15 protein-coding genes are annotated in these 19556 nt (G+C 41.3%); 6 read left to right on the top strand and 9 right to left on the bottom strand.

Going from position 1 to position 19556, the window contains the following annotated elements:
• Window positions 1-2 precede the first annotated feature (2 nt).
• Window positions 3-647, bottom strand: coding sequence for a DUF502 domain-containing protein (locus VK664_RS16975; RefSeq protein ID WP_461399881.1), 645 nt, complete (start codon window positions 645-647; stop codon window positions 3-5).
• A gap of 188 nt (window positions 648-835) precedes the next feature.
• Between VK664_RS16975 and VK664_RS16970 the strand changes: the two genes are divergently transcribed.
• From VK664_RS16970 to VK664_RS16950, 5 genes are all read left to right on the top strand, one after another.
• Window positions 836-1534 (top strand): TetR/AcrR family transcriptional regulator, encoded by a 699-nt coding sequence (locus tag VK664_RS16970; RefSeq protein WP_461399880.1) that lies wholly within the window; start codon window positions 836-838, stop codon window positions 1532-1534.
• Window positions 1503-2885, top strand: a complete 1383-nt coding sequence (locus VK664_RS16965; protein ID WP_461399879.1) for a TolC family protein — start codon at window positions 1503-1505, stop codon at window positions 2883-2885. The genes VK664_RS16970 and VK664_RS16965 overlap by 32 nt, the downstream gene beginning before the upstream one ends.
• Window positions 2886-2924: 39 nt before the next feature.
• Window positions 2925-4088: an efflux RND transporter periplasmic adaptor subunit gene (locus VK664_RS16960; RefSeq protein WP_461399878.1), complete on the top strand. Its 1164-nt coding sequence runs from the start codon at window positions 2925-2927 to the stop codon at window positions 4086-4088.
• 118 nt (window positions 4089-4206) lie between these two features.
• Window positions 4207-7785, top strand: coding sequence for an efflux RND transporter permease subunit (locus tag VK664_RS16955; protein ID WP_461399877.1), 3579 nt, complete (start codon window positions 4207-4209; stop codon window positions 7783-7785).
• A 105-nt stretch (window positions 7786-7890) separates the two neighbouring features.
• Window positions 7891-8682 (top strand): TIGR00266 family protein, encoded by a 792-nt coding sequence (locus VK664_RS16950; protein ID WP_461399876.1) that lies wholly within the window; start codon window positions 7891-7893, stop codon window positions 8680-8682.
• A 162-nt stretch (window positions 8683-8844) separates the two neighbouring features.
• Here the strand turns inward: VK664_RS16950 and VK664_RS16945 are convergent, their stop codons facing one another.
• The 8 genes from VK664_RS16945 to radA form a co-directional block, all read right to left on the bottom strand.
• Complete coding sequence (locus VK664_RS16945) at window positions 8845-9600, bottom strand: Bax inhibitor-1/YccA family protein (RefSeq protein ID WP_461399875.1); 756 nt, start codon at window positions 9598-9600, stop codon at window positions 8845-8847.
• A 116-nt stretch (window positions 9601-9716) separates the two neighbouring features.
• Window positions 9717-10586 (bottom strand): alpha/beta fold hydrolase, encoded by an 870-nt coding sequence (locus tag VK664_RS16940; protein WP_461399874.1) that lies wholly within the window; start codon window positions 10584-10586, stop codon window positions 9717-9719.
• Between the two features lie 89 nt (window positions 10587-10675).
• Window positions 10676-12187: a regulatory iron-sulfur-containing complex subunit RicT gene (gene ricT, locus VK664_RS16935; protein WP_461399873.1), complete on the bottom strand. Its 1512-nt coding sequence runs from the start codon at window positions 12185-12187 to the stop codon at window positions 10676-10678.
• 179 nt (window positions 12188-12366) lie between these two features.
• The gene (locus tag VK664_RS16930; RefSeq protein ID WP_461399872.1) at window positions 12367-13566 is read right to left on the bottom strand and encodes a DNA polymerase III subunit; all 1200 of its coding nucleotides are present in this window, start codon (window positions 13564-13566) and stop codon (window positions 12367-12369) included.
• Between the two features lie 405 nt (window positions 13567-13971).
• Window positions 13972-14481: a glutathione peroxidase gene (locus VK664_RS16925; protein ID WP_461399871.1), complete on the bottom strand. Its 510-nt coding sequence runs from the start codon at window positions 14479-14481 to the stop codon at window positions 13972-13974.
• A 123-nt stretch (window positions 14482-14604) separates the two neighbouring features.
• Window positions 14605-15996 (bottom strand): choice-of-anchor Q domain-containing protein, encoded by a 1392-nt coding sequence (locus tag VK664_RS16920; protein ID WP_461399870.1) that lies wholly within the window; start codon window positions 15994-15996, stop codon window positions 14605-14607.
• Between the two features lie 114 nt (window positions 15997-16110).
• Window positions 16111-16809, bottom strand: coding sequence for a ComF family protein (locus VK664_RS16915; RefSeq protein ID WP_461399869.1), 699 nt, complete (start codon window positions 16807-16809; stop codon window positions 16111-16113).
• 60 nt (window positions 16810-16869) lie between these two features.
• On the bottom strand, window positions 16870-18261 hold the full coding sequence (gene radA / locus VK664_RS16910; RefSeq protein WP_461399868.1) for a DNA repair protein RadA: 1392 nt from the start codon (window positions 18259-18261) through the stop codon (window positions 16870-16872).
• Window positions 18262-18808: 547 nt separating this feature from the next.
• Between radA and VK664_RS16905 the strand changes: the two genes are divergently transcribed.
• A complete protein-coding gene (locus VK664_RS16905) occupies window positions 18809-19501 on the top strand; it encodes a zinc metallopeptidase (RefSeq protein ID WP_461399867.1) in 693 nt (230 codons plus the stop codon).
• The last annotated feature ends 55 nt before the right edge of the window (window positions 19502-19556 follow it).

Raw genomic sequence — 19556 nt, 5'->3', positions numbered from 1 at the left:
ATTCAGATTTTTTCATGATGAACATGATCCTCTTCAAATTCAGTCACACCACCAGAGATGGCGAACTTCATCGCTTCAGCCGAACTTACGTCTGTGAGCAACCGAACACTTTCTTTTTTTACAAAGTACAACTGACCCGCGAAAGCATATGATTTTGGCACGTAAACGGCCACATATTCTATAAGTCCGAACTGTTCTACTTCCTGTTGTGTTACAAAGCCAATCTGCCAGGTGTCGTTGGCCTGTATGTTAACCAATACCGATTTAGTGAATTTTCTTTTATTCCCCGCAAAAGCTTCAAAAAAATCTTTAACGGTGCTATAGATTACCTTGATGCCAGGTGTTCTTTCAAGTACCTTATCAAAAATCAAAACCAGCCGGCCTATGATAAATGAAGACGATATATAACCCACCACAATAACACTGACCAGAACCAGCACAAACCCGATTCCCGGAATACGAAGTGGATTAAAGTTAGAACCACGAAACAACGCGGGAAACAATTTATTTACCAGGTCAGGCAGAATACTGTCTACAAAAGTGAATAACACAGTAACCGTCCAGACAGTGATGGCAATAGGTGCAAGGATTATTAATCCCTGCAAAAAGTATTGAAACAGGTTTTTCAAAATTAAATTCGCTTTCATCCCTTCATTTTTATTGTTTTTGGGCCGTAGCCATGCAAGCTTCAACTTCTTCTGGCCTCAAAATTACACCGTTCAGATGGCGGACCAAAGTATTATTCGGGAATAAATAAGGGATAAATGGAAAAGGGTGCTACCACTCATATAGATTTTCCACCGTTTATTGAGACAAGTATCAAAACAGAAAAAATATGTATGGAAACTTTGGTTACGAAAAAAGTTTCCATAGTTTTGCCCCCGCAATGAAAGAAAGAATTCGGAAAAAAGCGGATGAGCTCTTTAACAAATATGGGATCCGTTCAGTGACGATGGATGAGATTGCAAGTCAGCTCGGTATGTCAAAAAAGACGATTTACCAGTATTTCTCTGATAAAGATGAACTGGTAGATGCGGTAATAGCGGATGTGATCGAATTTTCGAGTTTGTGTTGTGAAAAGGACCGCCTTGACGCCCCAAACGCCATTGCGGAAATTTTCCTGGCCCTCGACATGGTGAACAAGATATTTAAGAACATGAATCCGGGCATCATGTTTGACCTCGAACGTTATCATCCACGCACTTTCAAAAGATTTCTTGAACACAAGGATAAGTTCCTTTACCAAACCATAAAGCTAAACCTGGAGAGGGGAGTTTCAGAAGGGCTCTACCGTCCCGAAATGCACATTGAGATTGTAGCAAGATTCAGGCTCGAATCAATGATGGTTGTATTTAACCAGGAGGCTTTCCGCGATACAAATTCCAGCCTGGTACAACTACATCGTGAAGTGCTGTTTCAATTTCTCTTCGGCTCAGCTACCTTGAAGGGATACAAACTGATTACAAAATACATTGAAGAAAGAACTAAAAAAGAGACTCATTATGAAGCCTTACCCGCTAACAAAAATAAGTAAGTTATTGACGCTGCTGCTTTTAGCAGCCGTTTCCAGTGAGAAACTATCAGCACAACAGCAACAGGCAGATTCATTGGGACCATTCGCATTATCAGCAAAAGAAAGTGTTGACTATGCAATGAAAAATAATGTCCAGGTAAAAAATGCATTGATAGGTATAAATATCCAGGAGCAGACCAACCGGGAGATTACATCTGCGGCTTATCCGCAGGTAACAGGAAGCGTTGGACTGACAGACTTCCTGAAAATTCCCGTAAACCTGTTGCCGGGTGAACTTGCTGGTCAGCCTGCCGGAACATTTATACCTGTTCAGTTTGGTACAAAATGGAGCGGGAATTATGGAGTAAATGCAACCCAGATGTTATTTGACGGGCAGGTTTTCGTTGGTCTGCAGGCCAGGAAGGCTGCGATGACTTATGCCCGCCAAAACGCTGAGGTTACAAATGAATTAATCAAAGCAAATGTTTATAAGATCTATTATTCGCTGATCGTGTCTAAAAAGCAGATGGAAGTGATTGATGTGAATATTGATCGCGCCAAGAAATTACTGGAAGATACCAGGGCATTGTATAAAAACGGCTTTGCGGAAAATCTTGATATTGATAAGGTTAATGTAAATGTATCAAATCTTCAGACTGAAAAAATCAAGTTACGGAACCAGGTGGAGGCAGGTTATGTTGGTTTGAAATACCTGATGGGCATGCCTGTTAACAGCCAGCTGACGCTCACGGATTCAGTGACTGAGGACCAGATAAAAAAAGATGTGCTTGATGAGAGTAGCTTTAAGTTTGAAGACAGGAAAGAATTCCAGCTTGTTCAGACTGCACAGAAACTAGGCGAATTCAACATCAAGAGATACCGGGCTCAATATATTCCGACTGTATCGTTGACTGGTAATTACACCAGGAATGCCTACCGTACAGATTTTAACTATTTCAAATCAGGTGATGGTTATCCGTGGTTCGCAACGGCTTTTATCGGGGTTAGTATAAACATCCCCATTTTCGATGGTTTTGCCAAAGATGCAAGAATAAAGAAAGCAAGGTATGAGCTGCTTCAAACTAAAAATAATGTAGCAGATACAAAGAATAATATTGTCAATGAAATCGAAACTGCAAAGATTAATATGCGCAGTGCAGTTGTTACAATCGATGAACAACGAAAGAATATGGAGTTGGCAGAAAGGGTTTACAACCAGACTAAAATTAAATATGAGCAGGGCCTTGGCTCAAACCTCGAAATCATTACTGCCGAAAGCGATTTGAAAATTGCACAGAATAATTATTTCTCAGCTATGTATGATGCAGTTATCGCAAAGATTGATTATCTAAAAGCAACCGGTAAATTATAAGTATTAACCTAATCCTGTCAAAGCAAATAAAAATCAGTTATGAATACGATAAATAAAATAGGAGCGCTCGCGGTATCTGTGTCAATGCTTATAGCTTGCGGTGCTTCTGAAAACAAAACTCCGTTAGAAGAAAAAAAGAAACAGTTATCAGCGTTGCAGGCTGAACAAAAAAAGCTGGAGGAGAAAATCGACGCGCTGGAAGAAGACATTGCTAAAGTTGATACCAGTGCTGCAAAAGCTGAAAAAAGTAAGCTGGTCACTACTGCGGTGCTCAATCCCGGCTCATTTTCACATTTCATCGACCTGCAAGGCAATATTGAAGCTCAGAACATCGCTTATGTGACTCCCCGTGGTCCCGGTGGCCAGGTCAGAAACATATATGTCAAACAAGGTCAGTCTGTAAAGAAGGGTCAGCTGCTTGTAAAGCTTGACAATATTGGAATTCAGCAACAGATGGAACAACTGACTGTTCAGATAAATCTTGCGAAAACAATTTATGAAAGAAGAAAAAATCTTTGGGATCAGAAAATAGGAACCGAAGTTGAGTTGCTTCAGGCGAAATCCAACGTTGAAAGCCTGGAAAAGCAAATGGGCTTGCTCAACGAGCAGTCTGATCTTTCTAATGTACACGCTGAAATGAATGGGATTGCAGATTGGGTTACATTGAAAGTCGGCGAATTCTTCAGCCCGCAATCTGCTACTGTCTCGGGCATTCGTGTTGTAAACAACAGCGATCTGAAGGTAACGGTTAACGTTCCTGAGAACTATCTTGACAGAGTTAAAGAAGGAGCCAATATCAGGGTTACTATCCCTGATGTGAATAAAACCATCAATGCAAGAATTACGGTTAAGGGTAAAATCATTGATCCTTCAAGCCGCTCATTTTATGTTGAAGCAAAAATCCCTGCCAACCAGGAATTCCGTGCAAACCAGATAGCTCTTGTTCAGATCCAGGATTATTCAACCAGCAACACAATGACTGTTCCGCTTAATACAATCCAGAATGATGAAAAAGGAAAGTTTGTACTAGTTGCAGTTAAAGAAGGCGACAAGATGTTCGCAAAGAAAAAGCCAGTGCAGATTGGAGAATTGTACCAGGATAAAATCGAGGTCAAATCAGGATTACAACAGGGTGATGTATTGATTACTGAAGGCTTCCAGGGATTGTATGATGGCCAGTTGATAACCACTTCAACTATATAATAGTAAACTTCCTGCATTTAATGTGTGAGAGGTAATTGCGGTTATAGAAAATTCAGAGACAGGATCAGACCAGATATCAGATTAGATAATCAGATGATAACGCTTTCAAAATAATTGTATGAGTGTACTCGAAAATCCTAATGGTCCGCATAAGGAATTTAAGCCGACCACCTGGAGTATAAAGAATAAAACTGCTCTTTACCTGTTCATGTTGATTGTAAGTTTTGGTGGTATCTACCAATTCGTTACTCTTCCAAAAGAGCAGTTCCCCGATCTTGTTATTCCGACAATCTACGTATCTACCATCTATGTTGGTAATTCGCCAAAGGATATGGAGAACCTGGTAACACAGCCTATCGAAAAACAAATCAAGGGTATTACCGGGGTAAAAATTGAAAAAACAACAAGTACTTCGCAACAGGATTATTCTGCAATACAAGTTGAGTTTGATACGGATGTTGATCCGGATATTGCATTACAGAAAGTAAAGGATGCGATCGACAAAGCGAAGCAGGATCTTCCCACCGATCTTACGCAGGAGCCAACGGCGCAATCCGTAAGTTTCAGCGAGCAGCCGGTGATGTATGTGAACCTGAGTGGTGATATTGATCTTATGCGCCTGAAAGCATATGCAGATGACATGCAGGATAGACTGGAAGAATTACCACAACTGAATCGTGTAGATCTTGTTGGCGCACCGGAGAGAGAATTTCAGATCAATGTAGATAATTCGAGAATGCAGGCAAACAATATTACGTTTGATGATATCGCCAATGCCGTTGCCCGGGAAAATCTTGATGTGAGTGGCGGTTTGCTTGATGTTGGTAACATGCGTCGAAACCTCCAGTTAAAGGGGCAGTTCAAAACATCATATGACATTGAACATGTAGTAGTGAGGAATACTTCGGGTTCCCCCATTTATCTGAAAGACATAGCCATTATAAAAGATACCCTGAAGGATAAAGAAAGTACTGCCCGTCTTGATGGCAAAAATGTGATTACACTAAACATTATCAAAAGAGCCGGTGAGAATCTCATCGAAACTTCTGATGATGTTAAAAAGCTGACAGAAGAAATGAAAGCAACCACACTCCCTAAGAATGTGGATGTTGTAATCACCGGTGACCAGAGTAAAGCAGCCAGGACTTCATTTACGGACCTGATCAATACAATTGTATTGGGTTTTCTTTTCGTACTGATAATCCTGATGTTTTTCATGGGTGTTGTAAATGCATTTTTTGTGGCGCTCAGTGTTCCACTAAGTATGTTTGTGGCATTTGTAGCACTACCTGCTGCTGATCTTGTAGTTGGGGGGCATGTAACATTAAATTTCATTGTACTTTTTGCCCTGCTTTTCGGACTTGGTATAATCGTGGATGATGCGATCGTGGTAATTGAAAATACCCACCGTATACTTGTTGAAGGAAAGGGTAAAATCAGTCCGCAAAAATCGGCGATTATGGCCGCTGGTGAGGTGTTTGTGCCTGTTCTTGCGGGTACACTTACAACACTTGCTCCTTTCGTTCCATTGCTTTTCTGGCCAGGTATTATTGGAAAATTTATGATTTACCTGCCGGCCATGCTCATATTTACGTTGAGTGCATCGCTGATTGTAGCGTTTATAATGAATCCAATATTTGCGGTAGACTTTATGAGTCATACCGACCATGATGTAAAAGAGCCGAAATCAGCGATCTTCAAAAAGCCTGTATTCTGGGTAGCTGTTGTACTTGGTATCTTACTCGATCTTGCAGGCCTCACTTTTGCAGGCAATCTTTTACTGTTTATCATAATCCTGGTTCTGCTTAACAGGTTTATATTTGATGGCCTGATACATGGGTTCCAAAACAGGGTTCTGCCATGGATCATGAATCATTATGAAACTTTATTAAGATGGGGGCTTAAAGGTTGGAGACCCGTACATCTTCTGATAGGAACATTCCTGCTTCTTGTATTTTCTTTCGTGTTTTTTCGCGCCCGGAATGTGCCGGTTGTATTCTTTCCCGGTGCGGATCCCAACCAGATTTATGTATATCTCAAGTTGCCTGTTGGAACGAATGTTGACTATACAGATTCTATTACAAAAACTCTTGAGAGCAAAGTTAACCAGGTGCTTGGTATAGCGCCGGGTAAGAAAAATCACGTTGTCGAAAGTGTTATCAGTAACGTTGGTATCGGTGCGGGTGACCCTATGACAGGTGATCGTAGTACAAGAACGGAACTCGGCCGTGTACAGGTTTCTTTTGTAGAATTTGAAAAAAGAGAAGGTATCTCCACGAAACCATATCTGGATTCTATCCGCAAGGTTATTAAAGGTATACCAGGGGCTGAAATCAGTGTTGACCAAGAAGCGAGCGGACCACCAACTGAACCGCCTGTTAATATAGAGGTAGCGAGTGAAGATTTCGATCAGCTTATTAAAACAGCTGTAAATCTTAAAAATTACCTGGATAGCATACAGGTTCCCGGGGTAGAAGAGTTGAAGATGGATATCGATCTGAACAATCCCGAAATAACCCTTACGGTCGACAGGGAACGTGCATTGATTTATGGTGTATCGACCGGCCAGGTGGGTCAACAAATACGTACAGCTTTATTTGGACGTGAAGTTTCAAAGATCAAGGATGGTGAAGACGAATACAAGATACAATTGAGGAACGAAGAATTGCAGCGTCGTAATATTGCGGATCTTCTAAACATGAATATCGTATTCCGGGAAATGACCGGTGGCATAAAGCGTATACCCATAAGTTCCGTTGTAAAAGTCGATTATACAAGCACGTTAGGTAGCGTAAAAAGAAAGGACTATAAACGTGTAATCAGCCTGAGATCAAATGTGCTCGAAACCCAGGGGTATACACCTACTGCTGTTAATACAGAACTGGCAGAACATATCGCTAATTTCAAACAAAAACCAGATGGTGTTACTGTAAGGCAGACAGGTGAAGGTGAGCAGCAGGCTGAAACCGGGGCATTCCTGGGCAAGGCGCTGGTTATAGCACTTGTGCTGATCCTTTTCATTCTGGTAGTGCAGTTTAATTCTGTGAGCAAGTCTGTTATTATTCTAACGGAAATTATTTTCAGTGTGATTGGTGTGTTGTTAGGATTCGGAATTACAGGCATGCAGGTTTCGGTGGTAATGACAGGTGTGGGGATACTTGGATTAGCAGGTATTGTTATCAAAAATGGTATTCTTGTTCTTGAGTTTGCAGAAGAGTTAAGGGCAAGAGGACTTAAAACCAGGGAGGCGATTATTCAGGCAGGTAAAACGCGTATCATCCCTGTACTGCTTACTGCTATTGCCGCGATACTTGGCCTGATACCACTTGCAGTTGGTTTAAACATTGATTTTGTGCGGATGTTTTCAGAACTGAACCCACATATCTTTTTTGGAGGTGATAATGCAGCATTCTGGAAACCACTTAGCTGGACAATTATCTTCGGTCTTATCCTGGCATTCTTTATGACCCTGGTTATAGTGCCGGCAATGTATCTTATCGCGGAAAGATTGAAGCGGCCAATGCGCAATATGTATGGTGGTCGTTGGATCAGCATGCTGGGAATCCCGCCTTTTACTTTCATTTTTATATTTCTGATGCTTTGGACAATGATTGTCCACGGGTATAAAAAAAGAAGGCGGAGAAACAGGTTGCGCAATGAGAGGGTGAATGAAGCTTTCATCGGCAGCTGGTTCTGATAAACTGAAACTCATTAGTCAGGTATTTGTATTATATAAAAAGTTGATCCTTTAGTGATCAACTTTTTTTTTACTTTTAATGTTAGTAAAAGATAAACTTCAGATATGAGAACAAATCATGAAATTGACTATAGGATTTACGGCGAAGAAATGCAATATGTGCAGCTAGAGCTGGATCCCAGTGAAACAGCAGTTGCGGAAAGCGGTGCATTTATGATGATGGATGAAGGAATTGAAATGCAGACAATTTTTGGCGACGGTTCACAACAAAATAAAGGTTTCCTGGGCAAGATTATGTCTGCCGGCAAACGACTGATCACAGGTGAAAGTTTATTTATGACAGCGTTCACCAATATTGGGACAGGCAAAAAGAAAGTGAGTTTTGCTTCACCTTATCCAGGTAAAATCATTGCGTTGGATCTAATGGAGCTCGGTGGTAAAATTGTTGCTCAAAAAGATGCATTTCTTTGTGCAGCAAAAGGTGTAACCGTGGGCATAGAGTTTCAGCGGAAACTTGGAACCGGTTTGTTTGGTGGCGAAGGGTTCATTATGCAGAAACTGGAAGGAGACGGTATGGCCTTTGTTCATGCAGGCGGGCACGTATTTGAAAGAGTTTTACAGCCAGGAGAGTTTCTTCGTATTGATACAGGCTGTCTTGTGGCTTATACAAAAACGATCGATTATAATATCCAGTTTGTAGGTGGAATAAAAAATACCCTGTTTGGTGGTGAGGGATTATTCTTCGCAACTTTAAGAGGACCAGGTAAGATCTGGATACAGACCCTACCGATCAGCAGGCTGGCAAGCCGGATTCTTGCATATGGCAGTTATAACCGCAAAGAAGAGGGAAGTATACTGGGAGGTCTTGGTAATCTCCTGGATGGAGACGGCAGATAGTACATATGGAAAACGTAATAACTAAAAGGTCCGAAACGCCATGCGTTTCGGACCTTTTAGTTATTATAAATTATTGGAAACAGACTCTATCTTTTCGCAAGTCTTAATCTCTTTTAGAGGGGCTTAATTTTATCTGGAAAATTTTAGTCTCTTCTGAAAGTTTTAGTCCCTCCTGGAAAGTTTAGACAATAGCCGAAGAATCTCCAGGTATAGCCATACAATAGTAACAAGTAATCCAACTGCTCCATACCATTCCATATATTTTGGAGCTCCCATTGCAGAACCCTGCTCAATCATATCGAAATCAAGAATAAGATTCAGCGCAGCGATGGCAACAACGACAAGTGAAAATATTATTCCCATTGTTGTGCTTTCATGAATCAACGGCATGGTTACCCCAAACATACCCAGGACAATCGACAACAGGTAAAAAACTGCGATACCAGCAGTTGCCGCAAAAACGACCGACTTAAAACGCTGTGTGGCTTTAATAACACCAAACTTATATAGTACAAACATCGCAATAACTACCCCGAATGTCAGTCCAACCGCCTGCATAACAATATTTGGAGCATAGGCATCAAATGCATTGTTATAATATGCAGAGATAGCTCCGACAAATACACCTTCCAATAATGCATATATAGGAGCAAGAATTGACGAAAGCCGGGGCTTAAAGGAAATAATCAGGATTACAATAAAACCGCCGATTGCACCCCCAATCATCCAGGGTATAACATTTTTCCCTTCTCCTGCTGCCTTCCAGGTAAAACTTGCAGCCGCCATTAAGAGTAACATCATAAGCCCGAACTTATTTAAGGTTCCGCTTTGTGTCATTACGTTGTTGTCGAAACGGTCAACCGTTTTCTCAAACTTTTTTTCACCTAAAACCGGGTTACCGGACTTGAATAATTCCATTTTGAATCAATTTATATAAACAAGATACAAAATTATAGAACAGGCAGGTATTAATAAGAGGTATGCCGGTAGATTAACAAAGTCTTCAATTGGCAACTGTAAAAAAACGTGGAATTTCAATATTTTGCCTGCAGATTCTGCCATGAGCTATCTAGCCCCAGCAGTACTTTTTTGATCTCAGGGTATTTTGTCCAGGGGATAAAATGGTTTCCATCCGGTATCATCAGTTCTTCAACTTTGGGTGAGTTAACAAGTAGTTGTTTTGCGTATTTCACATTGCCGGGTGGAACCCAGGTATCCTTCTCACCATGAATAAAATATACCGGGGCTACGATCTTAGTGAAATTTGACTTCAGATCCACCAGGTCCTTTTTCAGGTACCAAAGTTCTTCGTTTGATGGTCGGAAAGCCCCGGGCACTAGATAATTGAGCGGTGTCTTAAAAATAAAAGGACGCCATTTTTCAGGTTTTTCTTCCAGGGCATCTACAGATCCGGAAATTAATACAAGTCCATTATAATATTCCGGGTTATCTGCAGCCATCAGAACAATCATAGGTCCACCGAGGGAATGCCCGACCAGGTATATTTGTTTGCCATTGCGTAACTTATTCACAGTACTATTCAACAGCACAGACTGTTCGGAAAGGTGCAATGGGTTTCCAAAATCACTATATCCAAATCCTGGCCTGTCGATCGAGATCATACGGTAATGCTTCAGAAGATCTTTGTCCTGCATATAACCGGCAAATGCATCCCAGCTTCCCGGGGTTCCATGAATAAAAATCAGGGTTGGCAAACTATCGTTCCCTGTTTTCGCATAGTGGATATTCCGTTTATTTATTTTTATTGTTTCGGTAATAAGGTTGATTCCCGCCTGGTTGAATTGTGCTTTCATTTCACTGTCTGGCTTCCTGAAAGTCATACAGCCAGGAGCAACTATTATCCAGATGATTAATATAATGGAAAGAATTATCAATGATTTCATAACAAAGCGTCTCATCTATATAAAAATAAGAAACCGTTCCAAATAAAAGGAACGGTCTCTGATATGTATGTATTATTTTTTATAATTCTTTATTGCCCCGGTTGAACATCGTTTCCTGATTGTGGCGGACTTTGCCGGGGACCAGGGTTCTGTTGCGGACCGGGGGTTTCTCCTGGTTTTTGTTGTGAAGACTGCGATTCATTTGGTTGTTGTGACTTTTGCAATGGGAGTCTCTGTTGAGGTTGCCGGGGTTGAGACTGTTGCTGCGGTCTTGCTTGAGGCTGCTGAGGGCCTTGCTGCGCTCTGCCCTGCTGTGGTGGTCGCTTTGGTTGTTGTCCTTTCTGCGGGCCGTTTTTTTGGTTCGGCTGTTTGGGACCCTGGGCATTTCCACGGGGTTGTTGTGGCTTAGCGGGCTGTTGCTGGTTAGGACGCGGTTGTTGTGATTGTTGAGGACCATGACCTTGCTGACCGGAACCAGGACCAGTGAACTTTTTCTTTTTCTCAGCTTTTTCAAGTGTTTTCAAACTGATCTGGCCGACAAGATCGGCATATTCAGGTTCTATTTCCCTGGCTTTAGGCGTAAGGTCTGCCGGCTCAAGTTCCTGGGGAATTTCACCTTTCTGATTAAGCTGTTTTATTTTTTTTACTCTTTCAATTGCGAGGGGATACTGTTTGCTGCTGTCTGGCAGGATGTACCACATCAGGTTCTTGAAAATATCTTTTTTAATAAGAATTGCTGTGCCTTTTGCCACCTGGATTGTGTCGGCATTATCAGGAAATCCCTGTAAGGCGTCCAGGTAAGTGTCCAGTTCATAGTTTAGACAGCATTTAAGCCTGCCGCACTGGCCACTGAGTTTACTTTGATTTATGGATAGATTCTGATAACGCGCCGCAGTGGTATTAACGGATTTAAAATCGGTAAGCCAGGTACTACAGCACAATTCGCGACCACAACTGCCAATGCCACCAACTTTCGCTGCTTCCTGTCTCGCCCCGATCTGGCGCATTTCAACCTTAACCTTAAATTCTTTTGCGTAAATCTTAATCAATTCACGAAAATCAACCCGGTCATCAGCTATATAAAAAAAAGTAGCTTTACGACCATCTGCCTGGAATTCAACTTCACTGACCTTCATGTTCAGGTTCAGCTGTTTTGAAATAGCTCTTGCCCGTATTAATGCTTCTTTTTCACGTGCTTTATTTTGTTGTAAGAGTTCCAGGTCTTTATCGGTTGAACGACGAAGCAGTTTCTTCATTTCTGCATCCTGTTCCTGTAATCCCTTTTTCTTTAACTGAATTCTTACCACTTCGCCTGTCAAAGAAATTTCACCAACGTCAAAGCCACTAATACCTTCAACGGTTACCATGTCACCTTTGTCAAATATCTGCACTGTGCTATTTCTGAAATAATCTTTTCTGCTTCCGTTGTTAAAGCTGATCTCCACAACCCTGCAGGAACTTTCAGCAGAACTTAAAGGAAGATTGGCCAGCCAGTCGTAAGTATTCATCCGGTTGCAACCGCCCGTACTACAACCACCATTACTTTGGCACCCCGACACTTTGCCTCCGGCTGCTCCTGTTCCACATGAACTACATCCCATCGTATTTTAGGTTAAATGAATAAAATAGTTACTACGGAGACAAAAGAAGGGAACAAGCAGGAAGTATGGGTTCCAGACCGGAAATACCCAGGCAAACAACACAAAATATATATAATATACTTAAATCAAAATGCTTCGAAACTCATACTTCAACTTCACAATTCACTCATACTCTTATCTCAGGCTACCAAAATTACGGATTTATCCGCAATGATATGGTACAGTTTAATGGTGAGCGCGAGGAAGAGCATTTTCGCATTAGCATTTCTTTCTATATAGTAGCTTGCCCTGTCCAATTCTTCTATAATTGCTTTCTGTTCGGCTATGCCCGCCCGGTTGTTTAGCCTGGCTGCAAATTCTTTTTCATTGGCCGGCATCAGGTGCTCATTGCCGGGTTCATCATAATAAGCGCTCATTGTTCTGAGACGGATAGATTGTTCAAGGAGATGATTAAAATACCGGAGAAACTGTTTTTGACGTTCCCTGCCAAGTTTAGAAATCTCATCTACCCATTTTACCTGGGCGATAGGACCATTTTTCATAATTGCGTTCAACCATTCCCGAACCAGGGAGATCCAATCTTCGTCGGCATGATGGATCATCTGCAGCGCTTCGCGGTAACTGCCTTCTGAAACGGCGCTGATACGGGCTGCCTGTTCAGGAGCAATTTTCGCCCGGGATACCAGCGACTGTGTGATTTCATGATTCTCAAGTGCCGGAATTTTTATTAACTGGGTACGGGAAAGGATAGTCTGAAGGACCAGTGATTCATTTTCAGAAACAAGGATGAAAAGGGTATTAGCCGGTGGCTCTTCTATCAGTTTCAATAATTTGTTTCCTTCATTACCGAGGTACTCAGGCATCCATAACAGCAGAATCTTGTATTCGCTTTCAAAGCTTTTAAGATTCAGCTTCCGGATGATATCGTTACATTCCTGGGCAGTAATATTGCCTTGTTTGTTTTCGGCACCAATAAACTGTAGCCAGTCGAATGCATTGCCATATGGATATTTCGTTATGAATTCCCGCCATTCCTGTATGTAGTCCGTACTGATGGGGCTCTGACCGGGCTTTTTGGTGATTACCGGGTAAGAAAAATGGATATCCGGATGAACCATCGCCTTTACTTTAGAATAGGATGGATGAGATTCGATCAGTGTGTCGGGATCAGTATCTTCGGCCTGCATTCCTGTAAGCTCAGGATAACCATTGCGGCCTGAAGAAAGACATATATAATTCGCGAATGCGATTGCCAGCGGTAATGCACCTGAACCCTCCTTGCCCAGGAAAAGCAGCGCATGGCTAAGGCGGTTATGGTGAACCATCTCTTTCAGGTGGCTCTTTACTTCTGATTGACCTATTATATCTTTAAATAACATTGGCTACCCGATAAAATCGGCTGCAAAGATAAGGATTGTGAGCAGGCTGTAAAGCAAAACCGCCCCTGTCAGGGGGCGGTTCAGAGATTTTGACTAAGTAACGTACAACGGACGGTTTTAAATGGATTGGATGTTCCTTGGACTTTTAAATGGTTTAAGGTTGGTTAATCGGGATTTCACGGTTTGGATGTGGTTGGTTTTTAATCGGTATCGGATGATGACACAAAGATGTAAAAACAATTACGGTCGATATAATTTATTCGACTGTTGGATTCCCGGTTTCGACGAATGGATCATTTTAGAGGTTTTTTGGAAAAATGCAAAAAAAAACTCCATTGAAAAACGAAGCCGTCTTTCAATGGAGTAATGATATACCTGGTATAATTAAATAAAAACCGGAGAATTCTATTTAAGCCATTTAGTTAATGATTCATCGGAAGGTGGCACCTTGCTCGGAATAACCGCAATGAGTTTACCCTGCTCATCCAGCAGGAACTTTGTAAAGTTCCATTTGATAGGATCTTCAATTCCCAGTTTCGCTGATTCCTCGGTGAGATATTTGAACAAAGGATGTATATCATCACCTTTCACAGAAACTTTTTCAGCCATGGTGAAAGTAACACCATAGTTCTTTTTACAGAATTCATTGATCTCGGAATTCGTGCCATTTTCTTGTTTGAAGTTATTTGCCGGAAAGCCTATCACAACAAGTTTGTCTTTATACTTTTCGTGAAGTGCCTGGAGCTCGGTATACTGAGGGGTCAATCCGCATTTTGAAGCTGTGTTAACAATAAGGACTTTCTTGCCTTTGTATTTCGAGAAATCAATTGTACCACCTTCAAGTGCAGGAACTTTAAAGTCATAGATAGACGCTGTCACTGAAAACAATATCGATAAAATTGCAAGCCGGAGCATAAAATGTGTTTTTAATTGAATAAATATACCGTGTAAATTAGTTAAACAAGGGTAAAGCACCAATTGTTGTATTTATCAAAAACACTGATGCTTTCTTCTCAATTACTGCTGCCTTCTTCTCAATTATTGTAGCTCATAAGCCCCGATATCAGGAACAACCTTACGGATTTTGCCATCCAGGTCGAAGGTAACCCCGGCCGGCTTACCCTTGCCGATCGCCGGAGAGTTTTCTTTCAGACGAAAGTCGTATTGTATTTTATCATTATCAACCAGGTTAAAAAGCGGATCCTGGTTATTAATCATTGCTGAAGTGGTAATGGAACCCGGGACGTCGGACATTTTCCAAAGTGAGTTGGTAAAACTAACTGCAAATACAGAGCTACCTTCTTTTCTGATTGTCACCTCGTTTTTAACAAGTCCATCATCTCCCCAAAATATACAGTTTACAAAAGAAGCGTTAAGATCAGCAGTAAAGACTGCCCCCGCATCTTCAAAAACATTTGTGATTGATAAAATGGCATCCTTATGAGCTATATATCGGTTTGAATAAGCAGTATTAGTCAGATGAGTAAACTCATATTTTCCGCCAAATGCAAGGATCATGTTTTTGCCGCAGTTGGCAATCAAAGTATTTCGTGAACGAATCTCACTGCGGAACGCTATGAGCCCCGCATCAAAACAATTTTGAATTACGGATTCATTCAGGATCAGTTTTGGTAATCCATTTGTCGCCGGCTGGTCAACCACCAGGCCCTGGAAAGCATTATAGATATTTGCATACTCTATGATATTGTCCTGGCTTGAGGCCTGGAAATAAATTCCCGGCCATGCTCCGGGATAGTTGTGATACGGATCATCAAGCCTGTCGCCCTGGAAGCTCACCCTCAAACTATCAGCTTTTTCTCCCTTTACTTCCAGTGTGCCATCTACCAATAAGGGAGCATCTGCATGGAAATAAAGCCTTGAACCTTTTCCAATGGTAAGCTTTGCGTTTTTTTCAATCAACAGGCGATCAAGAATAACATATGGCTTTGTATTGGTCCAGATTTCATGACCGGTAACAATATGATTTCTCAAAAAAACAGCATTTTGTCCCCATGCCTCTAACTGGATAAATTTTTCATTTCCGTTGTAGCTGACACGCAAACTGTCCCGCAATATGAAAGGAAGGTTTTGTGCATCCGGGTTAACCTGTACCGAGACAAACACATATAAACTGTCATTGGGCAGGATCTCAATATCAGAAGCATTTCCGGGAGTGCCATCTACATTTATTCTGAATGGTGAGTTCGATCCTCCACTTAGTTGCACAGAAGTTAAGCGCAGCTTTTGGTCATTATTGTTAAAAATGCGTACAAACTTTGTAATCGAACCAACACTTGTGAAAACGGTATCATAATGCAAGGTATCAGCGGAGAATCTGATCTCTGCATCCGGACTGGTTATAAAAACATCTTTTTTACAACTGCAAACAAAGAGTACAATAAAAAAAACAAATCCGGTTAATGGCTTCATTACGCTTCAAAAGTATTGATATAAATTTTATTAAGTTTTTTTGAACCACTGAATAAACGTTTACCAGCCTGGTTAATTGTCGGGTAGAAAGGGTAAGGGGATAAAATATACTGTTCAGACAGAGGTATAAGCCAGGGTGGCAATGCTTAGCAGCAATCCCCTGGCCTTAAGTAATTCAAGCCCGCAGGCTTCGAGAGTGGCGCCGGTTGTAATTACATCGTCAACAAGGATCACATGTTTGTTTTCAATTAATGAAGGGTGTTTCAGGACGAATTTTCCTTCCATATTCTGCCACCTCGACTCCCGGTTCTTGTGCGTCTGGGTTTCGGTTTGCATAGTTCTGCTTACCGCCTGTTCCAGTACGGGTATCCCCATTGACTCAGCCATACCGCGACAAAGCACTTCTGCCTGGTTATAACCCCTTTTTTTCTGTCTTTGGGGGTGCAGCGGCAGGGGTACCAGGAAATCCGGGGTTTGAAACCTAGGCGCAGAGGAAATCGCCGACCCCATTTTCTTGCCGAAATAAAGCCCTATTTCCTGGTTCCCTTTATATTTAAACTGATGCATTAATTGCTGTACTATTGAATCCTTGTTGAAATATAAATAACTGGTTGCGTGGTTAAGTGGGATACGTCCCCAAAAAGTTTTTTCTACCGGGTTATCCGCATGTGCGTAATAGTTTGTAAGCGGTAGTCTGTCTGTACAGGCAAGACATAGCAGTTGATTTTTATTGATAACATCACTTCCACATCCGGCGCATATATGAGGGAAGAAAAGATGTGTTAATGAGTCAATGGCCGTCTTTATCAGCATAGCTGGCAGATATCTTACAATCTAGTACATGCTGGTGAACGGGTAATGAGTAAAACACAATCAGAAAAAGTATTGATACAATTCTTCTACGCGGCCCATGGTCACTACTTCAATATTGAAGTTTTGCTTATTGATCTCTTTCCCGGATTTTCTTCCTGATGAAATATTATATTTTGAAACAATGATCTTTTCAAATCCAAGTTTCTCTGCTTCTGCTATCCTTTGTTCGATCCTGTTAACTGCCCTTATCTCACCGCTTAAACCGACTTCACCTGCGAAACAAACATGCTGAGGTATAGGAACATCTTCATAAGAACTTAGCAAAGCACAGAGAACAGACAAATCAATCGATGGATCTTCAACCTTCAGTCCTCCGGCTATATTAAGAAAGACATCTTTTACACCAAAATGAAAGCCTCCCCGTTTTTCAAGTACTGCAAGTAGTAATTGCAGGCGCCGAAGATCAAAACCTGAAACAGTACGTTGAGGTGTTCCATAAACAGACTGGGTCACCAGTGCCTGCACTTCTATAAGCAAAGGCCTGATGCCTTCAATACTTGCAGCTATGGATATACCACTGAGGTTATCTTCTTTTTGGGTGATAAGTATCTCACTTGGGTTGTTCACACCCCGCATACCGGATCCAGACATCTCATAGATGCCAAGCTCAGATGTACTGCCAAAGCGGTTCTTAAGCGTTCTCAAAATTCTATAAGCATAATGCCGGTCACCTTCAAACTGGAGAACGGTATCAACCATATGTTCAAGAATCTTTGGTCCGGCTATGCTGCCTTCCTTGGTAATATGACCGATCAGGAATACAGGTGTATTTGTTTCTTTTGCGAAGCGCTGAAACTCGGAAGCCGATTCCCGGATCTGGGATATACTACCGGGTGATGAATCAATATTGGCGGAATGAATTGTTTGAATTGAGTCAACAATGATGATATCCGGCTTTAGTTTTTTAATCTCCTGGAAAATTACCTGGGTAGAAGTTTCAGTTAGCAGATAAAAAGAATCGTTTTGAATCCCGAGCCGGTCCGCGCGCATTTTTATTTGCTGTACACTTTCTTCACCACTTATGTATAATATAGAGTGATCTTTTAGCAAAAGACCATTTTGGAGAAACAATGTTGATTTACCAATCCCCGGTTCACCGGCTACCAATACAATACTTCCGCGTACAATCCCACCACCAAGTACACGGTTAAGTTCAGGGTCAGGGGTTATTATCCTTTCTTCAGCTATGCCCGTGATCTCATTTAAGGCAATAATTTTATTTGGTTTGTTGTCTTCACGATAATCTTTCCAGTTTTCTGATTTCCCTGGATCTTTTTGAATCACTTCCTGGATAAATGTGTTCCAACTATTACATGAAGGACATTTGCCAGCCCATTTTGCACTTTCATATCCACAAGCCGAACAAAAAAATGCAGTCTTTACTTTACTCATTAATATTTAAATGTAATTACAGACTTTTCAGACATTAATGCCCAACGAAAATCTATGATCGATGATTTGATGGGATTTATAAAGTTCTGATAGAATTTAAAACGAAAAGTAGTTTAATGGCGATAATTATAAGGGAAAAACCTTTGGATAATTGATCGGGGCAAGATGAAGTTTCAGGACTTCCTACAAAGTAAAAAGGCCAACATTGCTGTTGACCCCTTACTTACTAACCCATTAAATTCTGCCACTAAATTACAAATTAGTGCCACATAACAAAATTAATTTTTAGCGTTGTGAATAAAATTTAACGCCGGTAATGCATTTCGGAAACTTCATTTTTATTTTGTATAAAATATTGACAATTAACAAATTATCTTCAAAATTGCCACTTAGATGAGTTATTGTGATAAAATGTCAGCCCTTGGCTTTCATTCACTTATCGAGTGCCAAAATCAGTAAAAATAAATGTCTTTTTAGTACAAAACTGCAGGAAAAAAAATTTGGATTTTCGTTTGATGTACTAATCCTGAAATCTTAAAAAAACGATATGTCAACCTCAGTATTATTAGTCTCATTGTTGTTCCTAGGAATCAGTATGCTGGTTTCGGGAGTGTTAAAAGGTAAGTTCAAAACTTACGGCCGGATTCGCCTTTCCGCGAATTTAACTGGAAAGGAAATCGCAGAGAAGATGTTGAGAGACAACGGGATATACGATGTTAAAGTGATATCAGCTCAGGGGTTTCTCAGCGACCACTATAATCCTGCAAATAAAACTGTAAACCTTAGTCCGGAAGTGTATGAAGGAGTGTCGATTTCTGCCGCTGCAGTAGCCGCTCATGAATGTGGTCATGCAGTACAACACGCCACTGCTTATCAATGGCTTATGTTGAGATCCAGGCTGGTTCCGGTAGTTTCATTCAGCTCCGGAATCGTTCAGTGGGTGTTGCTTGCCGGAATTATTATGGTAAACAGCTTTCCCCAGCTTCTGCTTGGAGGTATCATCCTGTTTGCCTTAACCACGCTTTTTTCGGTTATTACCCTCCCGGTAGAGTTTGATGCCAGCCGTCGTGCCCTTGCCTGGCTTGATCGTTCAAGGGTCACCAATGCCCAGGAATATCCTAAAGCCAAGGACGCCCTTAAATGGGCAGCGATGACCTACCTGGTAGCAGCGCTGGCCTCTGTAGCAACCCTGGTTCAGTATATTTTCATTTATCTGAGCGGAAGCCGCAGCCGGGATTAAGTGTATCCCTTTATTTTTACCTTTTATCAAGATAATCATCCACTTATATAAACCG

It is taken from the genome of Flavitalea sp. (assembly GCF_035489435.1).
Lineage (GTDB): Bacteria > Bacteroidota > Bacteroidia > Chitinophagales > Chitinophagaceae > DATHKG01.
This window is presented reverse-complemented; position numbering and strand designations above follow the sequence as displayed.

Excerpts from the sequence above, each read along its gene's own strand:
- VK664_RS16975 (WP_461399881.1), bottom strand. The coding sequence starts at position 647 with ATGAAAGCGAATTTAATTTTGAAAAACCTGTTTCAATACTTTTTGCAG.
- VK664_RS16970 (WP_461399880.1), top strand. The coding sequence starts at position 836 with ATGTATGGAAACTTTGGTTACGAAAAAAGTTTCCATAGTTTTGCCCCC.
- VK664_RS16965 (WP_461399879.1), top strand. The coding sequence starts at position 1,503 with ATGAAGCCTTACCCGCTAACAAAAATAAGTAAGTTATTGACGCTGCTG.
- VK664_RS16960 (WP_461399878.1), top strand. The coding sequence starts at position 2,925 with ATGAATACGATAAATAAAATAGGAGCGCTCGCGGTATCTGTGTCAATG.
- VK664_RS16955 (WP_461399877.1), top strand. The coding sequence starts at position 4,207 with ATGAGTGTACTCGAAAATCCTAATGGTCCGCATAAGGAATTTAAGCCG.
- VK664_RS16950 (WP_461399876.1), top strand. The coding sequence starts at position 7,891 with ATGAGAACAAATCATGAAATTGACTATAGGATTTACGGCGAAGAAATG.
- VK664_RS16945 (WP_461399875.1), bottom strand. The coding sequence starts at position 9,600 with ATGGAATTATTCAAGTCCGGTAACCCGGTTTTAGGTGAAAAAAAGTTT.
- VK664_RS16940 (WP_461399874.1), bottom strand. The coding sequence starts at position 10,586 with ATGAAATCATTGATAATTCTTTCCATTATATTAATCATCTGGATAATA.
- ricT (WP_461399873.1), bottom strand. The coding sequence starts at position 12,187 with ATGGGATGTAGTTCATGTGGAACAGGAGCAGCCGGAGGCAAAGTGTCG.
- VK664_RS16930 (WP_461399872.1), bottom strand. The coding sequence starts at position 13,566 with ATGTTATTTAAAGATATAATAGGTCAATCAGAAGTAAAGAGCCACCTG.
- VK664_RS16925 (WP_461399871.1), bottom strand. The coding sequence starts at position 14,481 with ATGCTCCGGCTTGCAATTTTATCGATATTGTTTTCAGTGACAGCGTCT.
- VK664_RS16920 (WP_461399870.1), bottom strand. The coding sequence starts at position 15,996 with ATGAAGCCATTAACCGGATTTGTTTTTTTTATTGTACTCTTTGTTTGC.
- VK664_RS16915 (WP_461399869.1), bottom strand. The coding sequence starts at position 16,809 with ATGCTGATAAAGACGGCCATTGACTCATTAACACATCTTTTCTTCCCT.
- radA (WP_461399868.1), bottom strand. The coding sequence starts at position 18,261 with ATGAGTAAAGTAAAGACTGCATTTTTTTGTTCGGCTTGTGGATATGAA.
- VK664_RS16905 (WP_461399867.1), top strand. The coding sequence starts at position 18,809 with ATGTCAACCTCAGTATTATTAGTCTCATTGTTGTTCCTAGGAATCAGT.